This is a genomic window from Uniformispora flossi (assembly GCF_049534875.1).
In the GTDB taxonomy this organism is placed as follows: Bacteria; Actinomycetota; Actinomycetes; order Streptomycetales; family Streptomycetaceae; genus Yinghuangia; species Yinghuangia aomiensis.
In genome coordinates, this window is record NZ_JBMULZ010000007.1 from 93696 (window position 1) to 112691 (window position 18996).

At 73.0% G+C, this 18996-nt stretch carries 17 protein-coding genes; 7 read left to right on the top strand and 10 right to left on the bottom strand.

The features are described from left to right. The first annotated feature begins 248 nt into the window (after positions 1–248). On the top strand, positions 249–1844 hold the full coding sequence (locus tag ACPA54_RS17585; protein ID WP_423530779.1) for a fibronectin type III domain-containing protein: 1596 nt from the start codon (positions 249–251) through the stop codon (positions 1842–1844). 112 nt (positions 1845–1956) lie between these two features. Further along, complete coding sequence (locus tag ACPA54_RS17590; RefSeq protein ID WP_423530781.1) at positions 1957–4278, top strand: HelD family protein; 2322 nt, start codon at positions 1957–1959, stop codon at positions 4276–4278. A gap of 28 nt (positions 4279–4306) precedes the next feature. On the opposite strand, the gene ACPA54_RS17595 is transcribed toward ACPA54_RS17590, so the two are convergent. The 4 genes from ACPA54_RS17595 to ACPA54_RS17610 form a co-directional block, all read right to left on the bottom strand. Next, positions 4307–4840 (bottom strand): septum formation family protein, encoded by a 534-nt coding sequence (locus ACPA54_RS17595; protein ID WP_423530783.1) that lies wholly within the window; start codon positions 4838–4840, stop codon positions 4307–4309. A gap of 322 nt (positions 4841–5162) precedes the next feature. Then, positions 5163–5762, bottom strand: coding sequence for an FMN reductase (locus ACPA54_RS17600; protein WP_423530785.1), 600 nt, complete (start codon positions 5760–5762; stop codon positions 5163–5165). Beyond that, a complete protein-coding gene (locus tag ACPA54_RS17605; RefSeq protein ID WP_423531285.1) occupies positions 5759–6889 on the bottom strand; it encodes an LLM class flavin-dependent oxidoreductase in 1131 nt (376 codons plus the stop codon). Before ACPA54_RS17605 ends, ACPA54_RS17600 begins: the two co-directional genes overlap by 4 nt. Before the next feature lie 133 nt (positions 6890–7022). Further along, entirely contained in the window at positions 7023–7991 is a 969-nt protein-coding gene (locus ACPA54_RS17610; RefSeq protein ID WP_423530787.1) for an aldo/keto reductase, read from the bottom strand. A gap of 93 nt (positions 7992–8084) precedes the next feature. Here ACPA54_RS17610 and ACPA54_RS17615 point away from each other — a divergent pair, with 93 nt between their 5' ends. Next, positions 8085–8450 carry a cupin domain-containing protein gene (locus tag ACPA54_RS17615; protein WP_423530789.1) on the top strand — a complete coding sequence of 122 codons (366 nt, stop codon included), beginning with the start codon at positions 8085–8087 and terminating at the stop codon, positions 8448–8450. A gap of 51 nt (positions 8451–8501) precedes the next feature. On the opposite strand, the gene ACPA54_RS17620 is transcribed toward ACPA54_RS17615, so the two are convergent. From ACPA54_RS17620 to ACPA54_RS17630, 3 genes are read right to left on the bottom strand one after another with little or no spacing between them, the layout of a single operon-like run. Next, the gene (locus ACPA54_RS17620) at positions 8502–9794 is read right to left on the bottom strand and encodes an alpha/beta fold hydrolase (protein ID WP_423530791.1); all 1293 of its coding nucleotides are present in this window, start codon (positions 9792–9794) and stop codon (positions 8502–8504) included. A gap of 26 nt (positions 9795–9820) precedes the next feature. Beyond that, a complete protein-coding gene (locus ACPA54_RS17625; protein ID WP_423530793.1) occupies positions 9821–10702 on the bottom strand; it encodes an SDR family NAD(P)-dependent oxidoreductase in 882 nt (293 codons plus the stop codon). A 29-nt stretch (positions 10703–10731) separates the two neighbouring features. Beyond that, positions 10732–12309 (bottom strand): flavin-containing monooxygenase, encoded by a 1578-nt coding sequence (locus tag ACPA54_RS17630; protein ID WP_423530795.1) that lies wholly within the window; start codon positions 12307–12309, stop codon positions 10732–10734. Positions 12310–12438: 129 nt separating this feature from the next. Here ACPA54_RS17630 and ACPA54_RS17635 point away from each other — a divergent pair, with 129 nt between their 5' ends. Next, positions 12439–13053: a TetR/AcrR family transcriptional regulator gene (locus tag ACPA54_RS17635; RefSeq protein WP_423530797.1), complete on the top strand. Its 615-nt coding sequence runs from the start codon at positions 12439–12441 to the stop codon at positions 13051–13053. A gap of 208 nt (positions 13054–13261) precedes the next feature. Here ACPA54_RS17635 and ACPA54_RS17640 read toward each other — a convergent pair whose 3' ends face one another. Continuing rightward, positions 13262–14671 carry a CoA transferase gene (locus tag ACPA54_RS17640; protein WP_423530799.1) on the bottom strand — a complete coding sequence of 470 codons (1410 nt, stop codon included), beginning with the start codon at positions 14669–14671 and terminating at the stop codon, positions 13262–13264. Positions 14672–14726: 55 nt separating this feature from the next. Continuing rightward, positions 14727–15155 (bottom strand): MarR family winged helix-turn-helix transcriptional regulator, encoded by a 429-nt coding sequence (locus tag ACPA54_RS17645; protein ID WP_423530801.1) that lies wholly within the window; start codon positions 15153–15155, stop codon positions 14727–14729. 138 nt (positions 15156–15293) lie between these two features. Here ACPA54_RS17645 and ACPA54_RS17650 point away from each other — a divergent pair, with 138 nt between their 5' ends. The 3 genes from ACPA54_RS17650 to ACPA54_RS17660 all read left to right on the top strand — a co-directional run bounded on the left by ACPA54_RS17650 (position 15294) and on the right by ACPA54_RS17660 (position 17542). After that, positions 15294–16223, top strand: a complete 930-nt coding sequence (locus tag ACPA54_RS17650) for an MBL fold metallo-hydrolase (protein WP_423530803.1) — start codon at positions 15294–15296, stop codon at positions 16221–16223. Between the two features lie 312 nt (positions 16224–16535). Next, positions 16536–16910, top strand: coding sequence for a hypothetical protein (locus ACPA54_RS17655; RefSeq protein ID WP_423530805.1), 375 nt, complete (start codon positions 16536–16538; stop codon positions 16908–16910). Between the two features lie 176 nt (positions 16911–17086). After that, entirely contained in the window at positions 17087–17542 is a 456-nt protein-coding gene (locus ACPA54_RS17660; RefSeq protein ID WP_423530806.1) for a DUF4442 domain-containing protein, read from the top strand. A gap of 58 nt (positions 17543–17600) precedes the next feature. Here ACPA54_RS17660 and ACPA54_RS17665 read toward each other — a convergent pair whose 3' ends face one another. Then, the gene (locus tag ACPA54_RS17665; protein WP_423530808.1) at positions 17601–18995 is read right to left on the bottom strand and encodes a type I glutamate--ammonia ligase; all 1395 of its coding nucleotides are present in this window, start codon (positions 18993–18995) and stop codon (positions 17601–17603) included. Position 18996: the final 1 nt, after the last annotated feature.

Sequence of the window (18996 nt, forward strand, 5' to 3'; positions counted from 1 at the left end):
GTCCGGTGGCCGCCGTTCGACCAACCAACCCCTGTCGGTCGGTGGCTGCCGGGCAGGCTTTCTTCTGCCCCGGTGCGAACTCCCGGGCATCCCACGGGAATCTCACGGGAATCTCACGGCGATCTCCGCGCGCAGCCTCTCGCGGTGGCGCGCGCACGGCGCTACCATCCGCGCGTACGACCGACCGGACACCCGTGAGCTGCGACGACGTCCGGTTCCGGACGCAGCCCACGGGGGTCCCGCACAGCATGGTCGAACGTCTTCGTCACCGTTTCCCGTTCGGCGGCGCACGGCCGCGCCCACGCGCCGGAGCGCGCCCCGGCGCGGTGCTCCTGGCCGCCGCGCTCGTCGCCCTGAGCGGGCCCGCCGCCGCCGCCCCGGCCGCCCACCGCGCGGCCGGCCAACCCGCGCACCCGGCCCGCCTGACGGCCACCGTCACCACCCAGCACGAAGTCACCGTCACGCAGTCCGGCACAGTGCCGATCCCGGCGGACGCCACCTCGGTGTCGGTCACCCTCTACGGCGCGGCCACCGTCGCCGGCCCCGGCGCGACGGCCACCGGCACCGCCCGCATCGCCGCCGACACGCCGATCAAGCCCGGCGGCAGCGTGACCGCGATGCTCGACCAGATATCCACGTCCCTCGGCGGCACCGCCTTGACCCCCTGGCTGTCCGCGCCCGCGGGCGGCTCGCCGGGGTCCTTCCCGACCGACCGCAACGTCTTCCCCGACGGCAACGTCGTCATGGGCGGCGGCAACGGCGCCCCTCGTGCCGTCCTCGTGTTCAGCGTGCCCGCGGGCGACATCGGCGACCTGCCGACCGGCGTCGACTTCGGCAGCAGCCCGGTGCCGTCCACCGTCAACCGCAACGTGCCGGTGTCCAGCAGCGGCGCGGCACCGCTCACGCTGACCTCCATGACCGCGTCGCCGCCGTTCGCCGTCGAGAACACCCAGACCAGCTGCCCGCTCAACACCCCGCTCCAGCCCGGCACCAAGTGCAGCGTCAACGTCACGCTCACCGTCGGCCAGCGCGGCCCCGCCACCGGGACGCTCACCTTCGCAGGGAACTTCCCCGGCGGCACCCGCAGCGTGCCGCTCACCGCGGCCGGCGTCACCATCCCCGGCGCGCCGTCCGCACCGACCGCGACCGCGGGCGACGGCGAAGCCGTGCTGTCCTGGATGCCGCCCGCCGACAACGGCGGCTCCGACCTCACCGGCTTCCAGATCTACCGCACCGGCGGCACCGCGCAGCCGACCCCGATGCTCATCACCACGGTGACCCCCGCCACGCTCGTCTACACCGACACCGGGCTGACCCAGGGCACCTCGTACGCCTACGTGGTGCGCGCGGTCAACGCCGTCGGCACCTCGCCCGAATCGCCCGCCGTCACCGCCACGCCCAGCGCCGGGCTGAAGATCGCCTCCGGGGCACTGCCGCAAGGCACCGCCGGACAGCCGTACAGCATGAAGATCCAGGCGCTCGGCGGCACCGAGCCGTACCGGTTCGGCGCGGACGGGCTGCCGCCCGGGATCCTCCTCGACCCGCTCACCGGCGAAATGTCCGGCACCCCCACCGACGCCGGGTCGACGTCCGTCACCATCACGGTCAACGACAGCGCCCTCCCGGCCGCGGAGGCCAAGGTCCAGCTGACCCTGACCGTGCAGTCCGCCGCGCCCGCCGCCCCGGCCGGCGGCGGAACCGGGCCGCAGGCCGCGCGCGCCCCGTCGCCCGACGGCGGCTCGGGCGGCATCGGCGGCGCCGTATGGCTGTGGGCGCTCCTCGGCGCCGCCGGGCTGGCCGCGGCGATCGTCGCCGTGCGGCGGCTGCGGCGGAAACGGGCCTGAGGCACAGGCGGGCGGGGACGTTCCGGGCGGGATTCCCGCCAGGTGCCCGGCACGTACTAGCCTCGGGTCTTTGGGATCTTTGCCCGCCCTTCCCGCACGAGGAGCCACCCCGATGCCCCTGCCCTCACCCGGGCAGCAGCCTTCCGGCGCGCCCGCGCCGGATCCGGCGACCACGCCGACCGCGCCGCAGCCGGCTTCCGCCGCCCCCGCCGCGGATGCCGCCGCGCACGTCAAGCAGCGCGAGATCGACGCCGAGCAGCAGCACGTCGACCGCGCCTACGAGCGGCTCGACGCCATGCGCGGCGAAGCGCAGGCCCTCATGCGCGAGGGCTACAAGCAAGCCCAGGTCGGCACCATGGGCTCGCTCGTGGAACGCGACACCATGGTCTTCCGCGCCGAACTGTGGGCGCGCACCCTCGACGCCGCCGACGACGGCCTCGTCTTCGGGCGCCTCGACCTGCACACCGGCGACGTGTGGCACATCGGCCGCGTCGGCGTCCGCGACGAGGACAGCGAGATCCTCGTCGTCGACTGGCGCGCCCCCGCCGCCGAGTCCTTCTATCAGGCCACCCCGGAGGACCCGCGGCAGGTCGTGCGCCGCCGCGTCCTGCACTGCCGCGGCCACAAGGTCGTCGACGTCGAAGACGACCTCCTCGACCCCGAGAACGCCCCCGACGACCTGGTCGTGGTCGGCGACGGCGCGTTCCTCGCCGCGCTCAGCCGCACCCGCGACGGCAGCATGCGCGACATCGTCGCCACCATCCAGCAGGAGCAGGACGACGCGATCCGCGCCCCCGCCGACGGCTCGGTGATCGTCCGCGGCGGCCCCGGCACCGGCAAGACCGCCGTCGCCCTGCACCGCGTCGCCTACCTGCTGTTCCGGCACCGCCAGCGGTTCGGCTCACGCGGCGTCCTCGTGGTCGGCCCCAACCCGCGCTTCACCGCCTACATCGAACGCGTCCTCCCCTCGCTCGGCGAAGGCGGCGCCGTCCTGCACTCCCTCGGCGACCTCGTCGACGGCACCACCGCGAACTACCACGACCGTGCGGCCGTAGCCCGAATCAAGGGCTCCACCGCGATGGTGCCGCTGCTGCGCCGCGCCGTCGACGACACGCCTGCCGGTGCGCCGCGCGAACTGCGGATCCGGCACCGCGGCACCGAGGTCGTCCTGGACGCGCGCACCCTCCGCGGCATTCGCCGCGACCTGCTGCACCGCGCCCGGCGCGGCCCCAACACGCAGCGCGTCGCCGCGGCCAAGGCCGTGCTGGCCGCGCTGTGGGAACGCCTCGCGTCGCGCGGCGCGGGCCGCGGCGAGAAGGAGGCGTTCCTCGAAGACGTCGCCGCCCGCGACGAGTTCGCGGTGTTCCTGGACACCTGGTGGCCGCTGGTGAAGCCGCTGGACATCCTCCGCGGTCTCGCCGACCCGGCGCGCCTGGACCGGGCGGCCCGCGGCCGGCTCGGCCGCGAGCAGATCGAGCTGCTGTCCGGGTCGTGGCGGCACACCGCGGCCACCGGCGACGTGTCGTTCCTGGACGTCGCGCTGATGGACGAACTCGACGGCTTGGTCGGCCCGTTGCCGCGGCCCCGGCCGAAGATCGCGGGGGTGCCGGAGGAGGACAACCCGTACATCGTCGACGGCTACGACATCTTCACCGGCGAGGCGGTCCGTGCCGCGTCGCCGGCCGACGAGATCCGCGAAGTGACCACGTACGCGGACCGCATGGCCCGCGCGGGCAGGACCCGCGACGAGGCGGAAGAGCCCGCCGAGTACGCGCACATCGTCGTCGACGAAGCGCAGGACCTGGCCCCGATGCAGTGGCGCATGCTCAAGCGCCGCGGCCGGCACGCCACGTGGACCATCGTCGAGGACCCGGCGCAGAGCGCGTGGGAAGACCTCGGGGCGTCGGCGGCGGCGATGTCGGACGCGCTGGGGGAGCGGCGCCGCCACGAGTTCGTGCTCACCACGAACTACCGCAACCCGGCGGAGATCGCCCGGGTCGCGGCGCGGGTGCTGGAACGCGCGGTGCCGGGCGCCGAGCCGGCGCGCGCGGTGCGGACCGGCGGCGAACCGCCGCGGCTGGTCGCCACGGGCCCCGGCGGCATGCCGGACGCGGTCCGCGCGGCGGTGACCGGGCTTCTCGACGAGGTCGAGGGCACGGTCGGCGTGGTCGCGCCGGTCGGCGGAACGGCCCCGTACGCGGCGGCGCTTGCCGGGTTCCCGGCGCGCGTGCAGGTGATGGACGCGCTGGACGCCAAGGGCCTGGAGTTCGACGCCGCGGTCATCGCCGACCCGCGGGAAATCGCCGAACAGGCCCCGAGCGGCCTGCGCACGCTGTACGTCGCGTTGACGCGGGCCACCCGGAGCCTGGTGGTGGTGACGGAGGATCAGGACTGGGCGGCGGATCTGATGGGGGTCGAACCGGCGCGGGCCTGATCGTGCGGGGCCGTTCGCGGCCCTGCACTTACTTGAGCTTGGCGGTGAGCTTGCCCTGGTTGGCGTCGGCGACCATGCACTGCAGGGTGCGGTCGTTGTCCATCATCCAGGAGGACGACGACGGGTAGATGTAGCTGTAGCTGTACTTGTTCGGGTTCGTCTGGCGCTCGATGATGGGCGTCAGCAGGGTCTTGCACTTGTCGTCGATGTCGTCCTTGAACGTGAGCGACATCGGGCTCATCGAGTCGGGCAGCGTGTAGATCGCGCCGGCCTCTTCGTCGTGCGGGCTGCTGCACGACACCTTGGTCGTCTTCTCGCCCTCGTAGTTGACGCAGTCGCCGACCTTCAGGTCGATCCGCTTCACCGAGTCCGAGATGTCGGAGGAGCCGGTGGCGGTGGGGTTGCCCGTGGGCTTCTTCGTCGAGGTCGACTTGCCGGTCGGGCTCGCCGTGGACTTGCCGGTCGCATCGTCGGACGCCGAGGCCGAGGCCGAGGGGGAGCTGCTCGACGACGCGTTCGACTTCTTGTCGTCCTTGCCGAGGCAGCCGGTCAGGGCCGTCATGGCAATGATCCCGGAGGCCGCCGCGGCGGTCACGCGCAGAGCGGAAACACGGGTGGAACGGAAAGAACGCATGGGGGGACGAAAACCTCTCGTGGTCAGTGGGACGGGATGAGTCTGCACCATCGCCACTGCACGAGAATGAGGGAGTCCGCGCTTGACTTGCGCGCCCCCTGTGTGGGACAGGCTCCCCACCTGCCTCCGCATCACCAAGGGTTTTGTATCACAACCTTGGTGACGATGTATCAGTTCTGCACCGGAACTTTGCCCGGAGAACCAACCGCCCGCCAACCGGGTGTTCGGGTGGCGGGCGGTGCCGTCGCGGTCAGCCGTCCGAGGACGGCCGCAACGCGGCCAGCTGCTGCGCGAACGGGATCAGCTCCGGTTCGGCGCGCTGCGCCGGCAGCCGGTGCGCCAGCAGCGCCGTGAGGTCGTCGGCGGCGCGGGCGATCCGGGCGTCGAGCCCGTCGGTGCCGCCCCAGTCCTCCGAGGCGGCGTAGACGGACGTCGGCACCACGACCGCGTGCAGGTAGGTGAACAGCGGCCGTACTGCATGCTCCAACGCCAGCGAGTGGCGGGGAGTTCCGCCGGTGGCGCCGATCAGCACCGGCTTGCCGGTCAGCGTGTCCGGTTCGACCAGGTCGAAGAACGACTTGAAGAGGCCGGAGTAGGACGCGTTGAAGATCGGCGTGACGGCGATCAGCGCGTCCGCGGACGCCACCGCGTCCAGGGCCTCGCGCAGGTTCGCCGACGGGAAGCCGGTGACCAGGTGCTTGGCGATGTCCGTGGCGTACTCGCGCAGTTCGAGCACCCGGACCTCGGCGTCCGAGACGCCCGCCGCGACCGCCGCCGCGAGGCGGTCGGTCAGCAGGCGGGTCGACGACGGCACGCTCAGGCCGGCGGTCACCGCGACGATGCGGGTCATGCGGTCACCTCCACGGTCTCGGTCTCGGTCTCGGTTCCGGTCTCGGTCTGCGCGGCGGGGCCGGCGGCGACGCGCGCGGCGTGCGTCGGGGCGTCCGGCACGTCCGCCGGGCGGCCCTTCGCGAACTCCTCGCGCAGCACCGGTATGACCTCCTCGCCGAGCAGGTCGAGCTGTTCGAGCACGGTCTTGAGCGGCAGTCCCGCGTGGTCGACGAGGAACAGCTGGCGCTGGTAGTCGCCGAAGGTCTCGCGGAAGCCCAGGGTCTTCTCGATGACCTCCTGCGGGCTGCCGACGGTCAGCGGGGTCTCCTCGGTGAACTCTTCGAGCGACGGGCCGTGTCCGTACACCGGCGCGTTGTCGAAGTAGGGGCGGAACTCGCGCACCGCGTCCTGCGAGTTCTTGCGCAGGAACACCTGTCCGCCGAGCCCCACAATCGCCTGCTCGGGCGTGCCGTGCCCGTAGTGCGCATAGCGGGTGCGGTACAGCTCGATCAGCCGCTGGAAGTGCTCCTTCGGCCAGAAGATGTTGTTCGCGAAGAACCCGTCGCCGTAGTAGGCGGCCTGCTCGGCGATCTCCGGCGAGCGGATCGAGCCGTGCCACACGAACGGCGGGGTGTCGTCCAGCGGCCGCGGGGTCGAGGTGAACGCCTGGAGCGGGCTGCGGAAGCGGCCCTGCCAGTCGACGTTCTCCTCGCGCCACAGCTGGTGCAGCAGCGCGTAGTTCTCGATCGCCAGCGGGATGCCCATGCGGATGTCCTGGCCGAACCACGGGTAGACCGGGCCGGTGTTGCCGCGGCCGAGCATCAGGTCGACGCGGCCGTCCGCGAGGTGCTGGAGCATCGCGAAGTCCTCGGCGATCTTCACCGGGTCGTTCGTGGTGATCAGCGTCGTGGACGTGGACAGCAGCAGCTTCGACGTGCGCGCCGCGATCCAGCCGAGCATGGTCGTCGGCGACGACGGCACGAACGGCGGGTTGTGGTGCTCGCCGGTCGCGAACACGTCCAGCCCGACCTCTTCCGCCTTCAGCGCGATCGCGACCATCGCCTTGATGCGCTCGTGCTCGGTCGGCGTACGTCCGGTGGTCGGGTCCGGCGTGACGTCGCCGACGCTGAAGATCCCGAACTGCATGCCGCTCATGGCCGACTCCCTCTCCTGGCTAATGGTTGAATCGTAAACCATCGGCTATAAGGGAGTCGGCCACGGGGTTATTCCCCGCCTCGGAGCGGTGCCTTATATGGGCCTCCGACCTGCGGAAACAGGCTCAGTAGCGGGTGCCCTCCGGGGCCGGGAGCGCGTCCAGCTCCGCCAGATCCGCGTCACTCAGCGTGAGGTCTCCTGCCGCGGCGTTGTCGACCAGGTACTTCGGCGTCTTCGTGCCGGGGATCGGGATCACGTACGCGCCCTGCGCCCGCACCCACGCCAGCGCGACCTGCGCGGGCGTCGCGCCCGCCCGGTCGGCGATCGCCCGCACCGCCGCCACGATCGCCTGGTTCGCGGCGATCGTCTCGGCCTGGAACCGCGGCATCGTCCGCCGCCAGTCGCCCGCCGGGAGATCGTCCACGCTCGCCATCGTGCCGGTCAGGAACCCGCGGCCGAGCGGCGAGAACGGCAGGAACGCGATGCCGTGCGCCTCGCAGTACGGCACCACGTCCGCCAGCGCGTCCCGCGTCCACAGCGACAGCTCGGACTGCACCGACGCCACCGGATGCACCGCCCGCGCCCGTTCGATCTGCTCGACCGTCACCTCCGACAGGCCGATCGCCCGCGCCTTGCCCGCCTGCACGGCCTCCGCCAGCGCACCCCACGTCTCCTCGATCGGCACCTCCGTGTCGACCCGGTGCAGCTGGTACAGGTCGACGTGGTCGGTGCGCAGCCGCCGCAGGCTCTCGTCGATCGACCGCCGGACATGCTCCGGCCGCCCGTTCAGCTTCATCCCCGACATGCTCGACGTCAGGCCCTGCGGCCCCAGCTCCAGGCCGACCTTGGTGGCCAGCACCACGCGGTCCCGCAGGCCCTCCAAGCCGCGGCCGACGAGTTCCTCGTTCGTGTATGGCCCGTACACGTCCGCCGTGTCGATCAGTGTCACACCCAGCTCGACGGCCCGGTGCAGCACCGCCACCGACGTCGCATCGTCCCGCCCGTCCGGATCGTACGCGTGTGTCATCCCCATGCAGCCAAGCCCGATCACGCCGACCTCGGGACCCGCTGCACCCAGTGTGGTGGTCTTCATGACACCCCTGCCTACCGCATCGGGGCGCATTCCGCCCGCAATATCATCGGCGCGGGAACCGGCCGCGGGCGCGGCGCAGGCGGATAGGCGGCCATGAACGACGACACGGTGTACGTGGGCAACGCGGGGCACGACGCCCCCCTCGACCGCGGCTGGCTCTTGGGCCACTTCAAGGACCCCGGCGACCCGCGGCACAGCAGCGACGTCGAGATCAAATGGGGCACCCACCCGCCGGGCGACCGGCGTGCGCAATGGGCCACCGGCGAAGTCCGCACCGCGCTGCTCGTCCTGATCAGCGGCCGCTTCCGCGTCGAACTCCCGGACCGCACCGTGGTACTGAGCCGCCAGGGCGACTACGTGGTGTGGGGCAAGGGCGTCGACCACTCGTGGGTCGCCGAGGAAGAATCCGTCGTCCTCACCGTCCGCTGGCCGTCGATCTCCGGGTGGCGCGTCGACTGAGGCAGGCACGGGTGCGCCGCCGCCCCGGCCGGCGGCACACCCGCGCGTTCCTCACCCGGCCGACGCGGGCTCCGGCGCCGGTGCGGAGGGCTTGGGCCCGGGCTCGGCTGCGGCCCGGCACAGGTCCCGCAGCGGCGCCGCGACCGTCTCCGGACGCTCCGTCAGCACCATGTGCCCGCAGCCGGGTTCGATGTCCAGCTCGGCGTGCGCCAACTCCGCCGCGAGCCGCTTGCTGTGCCCGACCGGCGTCAGCTTGTCGCGGTCCCCGACCACGATCCGCACCGGGACCGACGCCAACGCACCGAGCCTGCCCGCCTTGTCGTGCGCCGCCAGCGCGGGGAAGAACCCGCACAGCGCCTCGACCGGCGTGTTGTAGACCATCCACGCACACGACTGCACCACCGCGTCGTCCGCGTTCTTCCCGAACAACCCGCGCCGCGTCGCCCGCACATGCGCCTTCGTCTGCGGCCCCGGCAGCAGTCTCCGGCCCCGCGCGAACACCTGCGGACGCTGCTCGCCCCACGCGAAGAACCGCAGCAGCGCCCGGCTGCGCAGCCGGGCGCCCCACCGGAAATGCGGCGCCACCGGGACGAGGTCGCCCGCCGAGGTGGCGCACAGCAGGACGCCGCGCACCCGGTCCCCGCCCTCGAACAGTTCGGGGCGGGCGGCCGCGAGCGCCATGATCGTCATGCCGCCCATGGAATGCCCACCGAGCACGATCGGCCCGGTCGGCACCGTCGCCTCGATCAACTCCGCGAGGTCCTCGCCGAGCCGGTCGATCGAGAACGGCCGCTCCAGCCCCGCGGTGGAGCGCCCGTGGCCGCGCTGGTCGTAGGTCACCACCCGTACGCCGGCATCGGCCAGCGCCTGCGCGGGCACCGCCCAGGAACCGTGCGTCAGCGTCCAGCCGTGCGCAAGCACCACGGTGAGGCCGGCGTCGGTGGGCCCGTACTCGACGACGTGCAGGGCGGCGCCGTCGCGGAGGAGGACGGTGTGGAGACGGCGCGCGGGGAGGATCCGGCGGGGGGAGGGGGAGGGGGAGGGGGAGGGGGCGGATCGGGCCGACGGGATGCTTTGCGCCGCGGCCGGTTCCACGGTGCCGCTCGCGGGTGCCGGGTCGCCGGAGTCGTCCGGCGCCACCGTCGCCGAGCCGCCGACGGCGCGCTTCGGGACGGGCCGGGCTTTGGGGGTGCGCGGCTTGCGGGCGGCCTTCGCGGGCCGGGGTCCGGCCGGGGCGGCCGTCTCCTTCACGACTACGTCCGGCTCGGTGCTCCTCGTGTCCGGCGGCGGTACCGCGTCCCGCGGTTCCTCCGCCGGTTCGGCCGTCGGGGATATCTCGCTCATGGGGCTCCTCGTGCGGGAGACGTCGGTCAGGTGGCGGACGGTGCGGCCGGGGGCTGCTTGGCCGCGGTCGGCGCGGCGGGGGCGACGGGGAGCGAGCGGCCCGCGAACAGGCGTACCAGCGGCTCAAGTCCGGCACCGAGGACGCGCTGGCCGAGGTCGATCGCGGTGGCGTCCGGGCCGACGAAGACCCGGGAGCGGTTGTGCCGGACCCCGCGCAGGATGATCCGCGCGGCGCGCTCCGGCGACGTGGTGGCGAGCTTCTTGTCGAAGTGGTCGGCGATCTCGCCCTGCGGCAGGCCCTTCGCGACGCGGGCGCTGCGGGCGATGTTCGTCTTGATGCCGCCCGGGTGCACGGTGGTGACGCGTACGCCGCTCTTCGACAGCGCCATTTCCTGGCGCAGCGACTCGGTGAAGCCGCGTACCGCGTACTTCGCCGCGCAATACGCGCTCTGCGTCGGGATGCCCATCAGCCCGAACACACTGGAAATGTTGACCAGATGGGCCTCACGGGCGCGCCGCAGGTGCGGCAGGAAGGCCTTCGTGCCGTAGGCCACGCCCCAGAAATTGATCCCCATCAGCCATTCGAAGTCCTCCCACTCCATCTCCTCGACGGAAGCGGTGAGGGCGACGCCCGCGTTGTTGAAGACGAGGTTGACGGTGCCGAAGTGGGCGGCGGTCTCGTCCGCCCACGCCTGCACCGCGTGCCGGTCGGCGACGTCGAGCCGGGTCGCCGTGGTCTCGCTCGCCCCGAGCTTCAGCGCGTGCGCGGCGGTCTCCGCGACCGCCGCCTCGTTGATGTCGGACAGTGCCAACCGGGCTCCGTAGCGGGAGAGTTCGTACGCGAGGGCGCGTCCGATGCCCGATCCCGCCCCGGTGATCGCGGCGACTCGTCCGGCGAAGTCCTGCACTTTCGGCTCCTAGGTTCGGCTGTTCCGGGTCAGCGTCGGGCAGCGGCCGGTTCGGGCAGCTGGTCCCAGGTCCGCGCCCGGTGTCCGGCGGGCGAGAACCTGCGGTTCATGCGCATGAACTTCCACACGAAGTCCGGCCACAGCGTGGTGTTCTTGCCGGTGCGCCGATCCAGGTACCAGCTGACGCAGCCGCCGGTCGTCCACACCGTGTCGGACATTTTGTCCTGCAGCCGCGCGTTGTACGCGTCCTGGGCGGCGCGCGTCACCTCGACGTCGGCGATGTCGTTGCGGTCCATCTGCACGATCGCGTCCACCGCGTAGCGGATCTGCGCCTCGATGACCAGCGTCATGGAGGTGTGCCCGAGCCCGGAATTGGGGCCGATGACGAAGAACAGGTTCGGGAAGCCGGCGACCATGGCGGCCTGGTGTGCGGCCATGCCGTCCTTCCACGCGTCCGCGAGCAGGACCCCGTCGCGGCCGGTGATGGCGTGCGACATCGGCATGTCGGTCGCCTCGAAGCCGGTGCCGAGGATGATCGCATCGCACGGCCGCTCGATGCCGTCGGTCGTGACGATCGAGTGCGCGCGCACTTCGGCGATGCCGTCCGTGACGACATCCACGTTCGGCTTGGCGAGCGCCGGATAGTAGTCGTTGGACAGCAGGATGCGCTTGCAGCCGATCGTGAAGTCGGGCGTGACCTTGGCCCGCAGCTCCGGGTCCGGCACGCCGCGCTTGAGGTGCAGGCGGGCGATGGCCTCGACGCGTTCGACCAGCTTGGGGTGCTTGCCGTTGAAGCTCAGCCAGAACGTCTCGCGGCCCCAGAACAGCCCCAGCCGCACGGCCTTCTGCACGGGCGGCGCGGCCCGGTAGACGCCGCGCTCCAGCGGCGTGAGCGGCCGGTCCGTCCGCGGCATGATCCATGGCGGCGTCCGCTGGTACAGGTCGAGCTGCCCGACCTCCGGCTGGATCTGCGGCACGAACTGGATCGCGGACGCCCCCGTGCCGATCACCGCGACGCGCTTGCCACGCAGGTCGAAGCCGTGGTTCCAGCGCGACGAGTGGAACAGCTCGCCGCGGAACTCGGTGGTGAGGCCCTTGATGTCCGGGTAGGCGGGGTCGGCGAGCGGTCCGCCGCCGGCGATCAGGGCGTTGGCCGTCAGCGGACCGTGGGAGGTCTCGATCTCCCAGTGCGCCGCGGCGTCGTTCCAGCGCGCGTGCCGCACCTCGTGCCGGAAGCGGAGATGCGGCATCAGCCCGAACTCGCGGGCGCAGCGGCGCAGGTACTCCCAGATCTCGGGCTGCGGGGAGAACGACCTGGTCCAGGTCGGGTTCGGCGCGAAGGAGAACGAGTAGAGGTTCGACGGGACGTCGCACGCCGCGCCCGGGTAGGTGTTGTCGCGCCACGTGCCGCCGACGTCGTCTCCGCGTTCGAGGATGACGAAGTCGTCGACGCCGTACTTCAGCAGCCGGGCGCCGGCGCCGAGGCCGGAGAAGCCGCTGCCGATGACGGCTACGCGGACGTGCGGGACGGGATCGTCCCGGCGTGCGTCGGTCGGGTCGTCCTGGGCCTGCGGCGTGGGGGGCTCTGATGTTCGGGGAGGGGGCACGGTCGTCTCCGGCGCGGTGTCGGCCCGCGGGGGCCTGCCTCGGGGTGGTGGGGTGGGGCTGGGACGACCCTAGAAACATTACTGAACAGTAGTCAATAGTTTCGGCGCCAAGTCCGTACACTGTCCGCCATGCCGTCTCCGCGCCGCACCCGCCTGACCCCCGATCAGCGCCGCGCCCAACTCCTCCTCCTCGGCCGCGACCTCCTCGGCACCCGCACGCTCGACGAACTCTCGATCGACGACCTGGCGGAGAAAGCGGGCATCTCGCGGGGCTTGATGTTCCACTACTTCAAGTCCAAGCAAGGCTTCCACCGGGCCGTGGTGGAAGCCGCATGCGAGGACTTCCTGGCGCGCACGGCCCCGGACCCGGCACTCGAACCACTGGCCCGGCTGCACGCGGTGCTGGGGGCGTTCGTCGACTACGTCCTCGACCACCGGGCCACCTACGTCTCCTTGGTCCGGGGCGCCGCCAGCGCCGACGAGACGGTGCGTGAACTGGTCGAGAACGCGCGGCGCACCCAGGCCGACCGCGTCACGGCCGGTTGCGTCGAACTCGGCCTGGCGGACACCCCCCTGCTGCGCACCGCGGCGCGCGCGTGGGTCGTCTTCGCGGAAGAGTCGGTGGTGGCCTGGCAAGAACCGGACAGCGACCGGACGGGCTTGGCGGAGTTCCTGGAACGGACGCTGGTGGCGGTGCTCGGGTGCGTGGACGAGGGGGCGTACGTGCTGGGGGCCGGCGGGTGAGGTGGCAGGTGCGGACTTTGTGACCGGTAGGGGCGCGGGCCGTCCACAGGCATCGCGTTTGCGGGTTTGGTGACGGCAGGCGGGCTGCTTTGCTTGCGTTGTTGGCTCCGTCGTCGTCGGGCGGTGTCGGCAACGGCGGTGGAGGCGGGGGAGGGGGACTCCAGCCGTGGGGAGGGGGCCCTATGACTGGGCCCCGCCGGAGCGCAGCTCACCGCCAGACAGCCGAGCTGCCACCCCATCCGACCGGCCCCGCAGCCCAGTCCGTCGGCCCGCCCTCGAGCCGGAACGGCGGCAAGGCGTAGTCCAGCCGGGCACCCGCAACGGTGGCCTGGCTCAGGTGGCCCGCGGAGCGGACGCGGCGGGGGAATGACGGCAGGTGCTCGTCCGGGTCGAAGTGGCGGGTCAGCCATGCCGCGGTGCGGGCCAGGGCGAGGTCGATGCGGGTGCCGCGGCCGTCGTGCTGGCGTTCGGTCAGCGCGCGCAGGACGCCGGCGGCGAGCAGGTAGCCCGTGCCGTGGTCGAGGGCTTGGGCGGGGAGCGCGGCCGGGCGCAGGTCGCCGTCCGCTTCGATCGCGGCGATGCCCGTCGGGGCCTGGACCAGGCTGTCGAAGCCGCGGTACGCCGACCACGGGCCCGGGCCCCACGCCGACAGGGTGACGACGACCAGGCCGGGGTGGCGGGCGAGCAGCGCGTCCGGGTCCAGACCGAAGCGGGTGAGTGCTCCCGGGCGGTAGCCGGAGACCACGACGTCGGCGTCGGCGAGGAGTTCGTCGAGGCGGGCCAAGCCGTCGGCGCTCCGCAGGTCGAGCAGGGCCGAGCGTTTGCCGAGGCCCGTGTCGAGGTGCTGGGCGGGCAGTTCGGGCAGGTCCGGCGGGTCGACGCGCAGGACGTCCGCGCCGAGCAGGGCCAGCGTCCGGGTGCCGACCGGGCCGGCGATCACCCGCGTGAAGTCCAGCACGCGGACCCCGGCGGCGGGCAGCAGCGGACCGCCCGAAGGCGTCGGCCCGAGACGGCGCGGTGTCTCCGCGCCGGTCCGTCGCATCGCCACCGGGGGCAGGCCGGCGAGCCCGGCGCCGTGCGGGTGGGCCCGCCACGCGTCGAGCGTGCGCACCGCGAATGCCAGACCGCCGTGCTCGCGCACCCGCTCCTCGACGTCCGCGACGGGCAGCATGACGAGCCGCTCGGCGACGGCTTCCTCCGGGTCGGCCGGCTCCTCCTCGATGCCCAGGGCGGCGAACAGCGCGGCACGGTGGTGCGGGTAATTCGCGTGCAGGCGCACCACGCCGTCCGCGCACGCGAAGAACTTCGACAGCGGGTCCATGCCGCCGAGCGGGTTGCCGTCCAGCCGCAGGTGGCGCTCGCTGGTGAAGGCGATCGCCGCGGCCTCGCTGTCCACGGTGACCGCGGCCAGTGCCGAAGGCGATCCGGCGCGGGCCGTGGCCAGTTCGGCACCGGCCAGGCCCGCCGCGGCGGCGACCGCCTGGGCGAACTCGGTGGCCGGGAGACGGGCGGGAAGCGTGTCGGGGCGTCCGGTGAACGCGGCCGAGGCGGTCAGGGCGGGGTCGCCGCCGAGCGACTGCCAGGCTTCCGAAAGCAGTTCGTGCGGAGTGGGGCGCATGGGGCCATCCCACCACCCGGGCGGCCGGGCCGGTGCGCGGGGTGCCTGCGCCGCCTCAGGGCCGGGCGACGGTTTTCTCCAGCAGTTCCTGGAGGGTGCGCTGCTGTTCGGAGGTGAGGCCGGCCAGCGGCGACTCCTGGGCGAGGAGTTCCAGAAGCCGTTCGCGCAGGGCTACGCCGTCGTCGGTGAGGACGAGGAGCTTGGCGCGGCGGTCGGTCGGGTGGGGGTGCCGCTCGACCAGGCCCTGCTTCTCGAGTTTGTCGACGACGAACGTGGCGTTGGACGGCTCGCAGCTCATGCGTTCGGCAAGCTCCCGGGTGGTCATCGGACCGGTCAGCTCGCGTAGCGCGGTCGCCTGGGCCGCGGTGAGACCGAGCGTGACCGCGCGTCGGCGTACGTGGTCGGAGATCTGCGAGGCCAGCCCGTTGACCAGGCCGCACAGCTCGCGCTCGGCGATGGCCTGTGCCTGCGGGGGTGTCGTCATGGGCCCAGCCTAGCAAGTCCATCAAGTAAGAATAAATGCAGCTTGAATAGTTCTAACTTGATGCATATGGTGGTGCTGCCGCCGAGGCAGCGCCCGGCGGCAACCGCCCGCATCCCCTGACGGAACGGGAGTAGGACCATGGCGAACCCCACGATCGACGACAACGGCCTGACGCACCGGGACGAGCGGCTGCGCCGCCCGTCGGGCGTCGCCTCGGTGCAACTCGGCGACACGAAGGTGACCTTCGTCCCGGACGGCGCGATCCAGGGCCGGCCACGCGCCTGGCTGCCCGACAGCACCGACGAGTTCTGGGCGGCCCACCCCGAATACCTCGACGATTCCGGCCACATGGTCGCGAGCGTCGGCGGCCTCCTCGTGGAGCACGGCGACCGCGCCCTGCTGATCGATGCCGGGTTCGGTCCGTACGACCTGCCCGCCGATCCGGCGACACCGAACGGAGCCATGCGCGGCGGCTCGCTGCCCGCCAACCTCGCCGCACTCGGCCGCGCGCCGGACCGGATCGAGGCCGTGGCCTTCAGCCACCTGCACCCCGACCACCTCGGCTGGGCCACGCACCCCGAGCCGGGCGGCGACCGACCCCTGCTCGCTCAGGCCGAGTACCTCGTGGCCGCGCCCGAGTGGGCCCCATACGCAGATGCCGAGGGCGGAGTCGTTCGCGACGCGAGCATCGAGGCCCTCGCGCCACGCGTCCGCACCGTGTCCGACGACCAGGAGATCTTCCCCGGCGTGCGGGTCCGCATCGCCGCCGGACACACCGCCGGACACGCCGAGTTCGTCATCACCGGCGGCGGCAGGCGGCTCATCGCCTTCGGCGACTCCCTGCACTCGCCCGTGCAGGTGGAGCACCCCGACTGGTCGTGCGTCTACGACCACGACCCGGTCCGCGCCGCCGCGCACCGTCGCCGCCTCGTCGCCGAGTTGGCGGAGCCCGACACGATCGGCTTCGGCCTGCACTTCGCCGACGTCGTCTTCGGCCGCGTCCGGCGGGACGGGCGCGGGCTGCGGTGGGAGCCGCTGGAGGGCGGGAGCGTCGTGGATGCCGAGTGATGGCCGCCGCCGCGCCGATCGTCCTCGTGGTGCACGGCGCGAAGGTGAGCCCCCGGGTCCGTCGCCACTGTGTGGGACGCTGCCGCCCACCTGGTGAGACCAGGCCGGCAGCGCCCGGCCCGCGATCTGCCGGTGATTCCTCCGTAAATGTCGCATCCTCACCGGACCTTTACGAAGTCTCCTTCACCCTTTTGCGGCAAGAAGACCGTCGCGTGGCCCGGACGGCCGGACCGCGACGGACACTGGACGAACGGGGCAACCGCCGTGTCGGAGGCGGCGGTTGGCGGCACTACCAGCGTGGGGAGCACGGCCATGCGCAAGATCTGGGGCGGCGACGGGGCCGGCGGTCTCGGGGTCAACGACGCCCTCATGAAAGACGCCCGACTGAGCGCCGCGGCCCGCGGCCTCGCCGTCCATCTGCTGCTCCTGCCCGAGGCTGCGACGCCGGACCTCGCCCGGTTTGCGGCCCGGCCCGGCGAGTCGGAGGCGACCATCGAGGGCTACCTCGGGGAGCTGGAGTCCGCGGGCTACCTGCGTCGGCGGCGGCTCGCGGGGGAGGGCGGCCGGGTGTACGAGGAAGCGACGGTGTACGCCCAGGCGGCCGGGGCGGACGAGCTGCCGGGGCGCGTGGGGCGGGTATTCCGGTGGCCGGTGCTGATGGGGGCGAGAGCGCGGAACGCGGGGTGAGGATGCGGAGCGCGGGGTGAGGATGCGGAGCGCGGGTGTGGAGCGCGGGGGTGACGGCGGGTCCGGCGGTGGTGCACGGGGTGCGTCCGGGGGTGGCTGCGGTGCCTGGGTGACGCCTGTCCGGACGCGCCGGGCGTGTCCTTCCCCCGAAAGTTACTTGCGGGTAGCATGCCGGGGTGACCAACGACTTCTCCTTCGTCGGCGACGCACTGCGCCAGTCCGTGCCCTTCGTCCGTACGCTCGGCCTCGAGTTCGTCGAGCTGGGCCGCGAGCACGCCGTGCTGGGGCTGCCCGACGAGCCCGAGCACCGCAACCACGTGGGCGGCCCGCACGCCGGCGCGATGTTCACCCTCGGCGAGTCCGCGACGGGCGCGGTCGTGATCGCCGCGTTCGGCGACCAACTCGGCCGCTCGGTGCCGCTGCCGGTGCACGCCGACATGCAGTACCGCAAGATCGCCATGGGCCCGCTCGTCGCCGAAGCCCGCCTCGGGCGTGCCATCGACGACGTGGTCGCCGAACTCGACAAGGGCGAGCGCCCCGAGTTCCCGATCACCGTGGAGATCCGCACCGAGGACGGCACCCCGACCGCCGGGATGACCGTCGTGTGGACGCTCCGGCCGAATCGGGACTGAGCGGCCACCGAGTCGGAGCGTCAACCCGGGCCCGAGCCGTCGCGGCGTCGGGGACAGCTCAGTACCGCCACCGCGTCGCGTCGGCGATCTCGTCCGGCGTCGCGGTGGCGAACAGTGCCGCCTCGGCCCGGCGGACCGCCGCGACCGCCGCGTGCAGGTCGGGCCCGAGCGCGGCGGCGAGCAGCGCGGAACGGTCGAACGCGGTCGCCGCGTCCATCAGCGACGCCGGCAGCCGCTCCGCCCCGGTGTGCGCCGGGTCGGCGGTGACCTCGGCGGGCAGCGTCAGACCGCGGGCGATCCCGTCGAGCCCGGCGGCGACCACCCCGCCGACCGCGAGGTACGGGTTCGCCGCACCGTCGAAGCACTTCACCTCGGCGTTGGCCGCGTGCCCGGTCTCGCCGCGGCTGCCGGTGACGAGCCGTACCGCGGCCTCCCGGTTCTCCCGCCCCCAGCAGCGGAACGCGCCCGCCCAGTGCGACGGGACGAGCCGCAGGTAGCTGCCCGCGGACGGCGTGCCGAGCGCGAGCAGCGCCGGCAGCGCGTCGAGCACCCCGGCGAGGAACGCCTCGCCGTCGCGGGTGAGGCCGTGCGGGCCGGGGCCGCCCTGCATGACGTTCGTCCCGTCCCGCCACAGGCTGACGTGCAGGTGGCCGCCGTTGCCGACCACGCCCGGGGTCACCACCGGGGCGAACGACGGCCGCAGCCCGTGGCGGGCGGAGACCGCGCGGATGGTGTGCCGGACGAGCACCGCCGTGTCGGCCGCCCCGACCGGATCGGCGGCGGCGACGGAGACCTCGAACTGTCCGGGGGCGTACTCGGGATGGATCTGCAGGACGTCGAGGCCTTGCGTCTCCAGTGCGTTCATGACATCGCGCAGATAGTCGGACAGGTCGACCAGGCGCTGCATGCCGTACGCGGGACCGGCGGTGGGGAAGCGGAGTTCGGTGTCGCCGGTCGCCACGACCCACTCGGTCTCGAACCCGGCGCGCACCGTGAAGCCCTGCGCGGCGGCGGCTTCGGTCATGCGGCGGGCGAACCGGCGCTGGCAGCCCGGGTGGGGCGTGCCGTCCTGCGTCCACCGGTCGGCGGGCGCCCAAGCCCAACCGGGCTGCGCGGCCAAGGCGACGAGCCGTTCCAGGTCGGGCAGCAGCCGGAGGTCGCCGGTGGGGCCGGGGACGTCCGTGCCGTAGGCCATGCCGTCGTCGACGAGGAACACGTCGAAGCACGGAGCGGCACCCACGCCCCAGGCGGCGACTTTCTCCAACTGCCGCACGGGGAACGCCTTGACGCGCGCCAGCCCGGCATTGTCCACCCACCCGACCACGACCGAGTCGACCCCGCGCGAGGCCAAGGCCGACCCGAGCGCCCGCCCGTCGGCGGCACGGGCGGCACGGGCATCGGGGGTGAGGGCGGGGGCGTCCAACGGGGGGAAGGGGGTGGGGGAGCGGAGCATG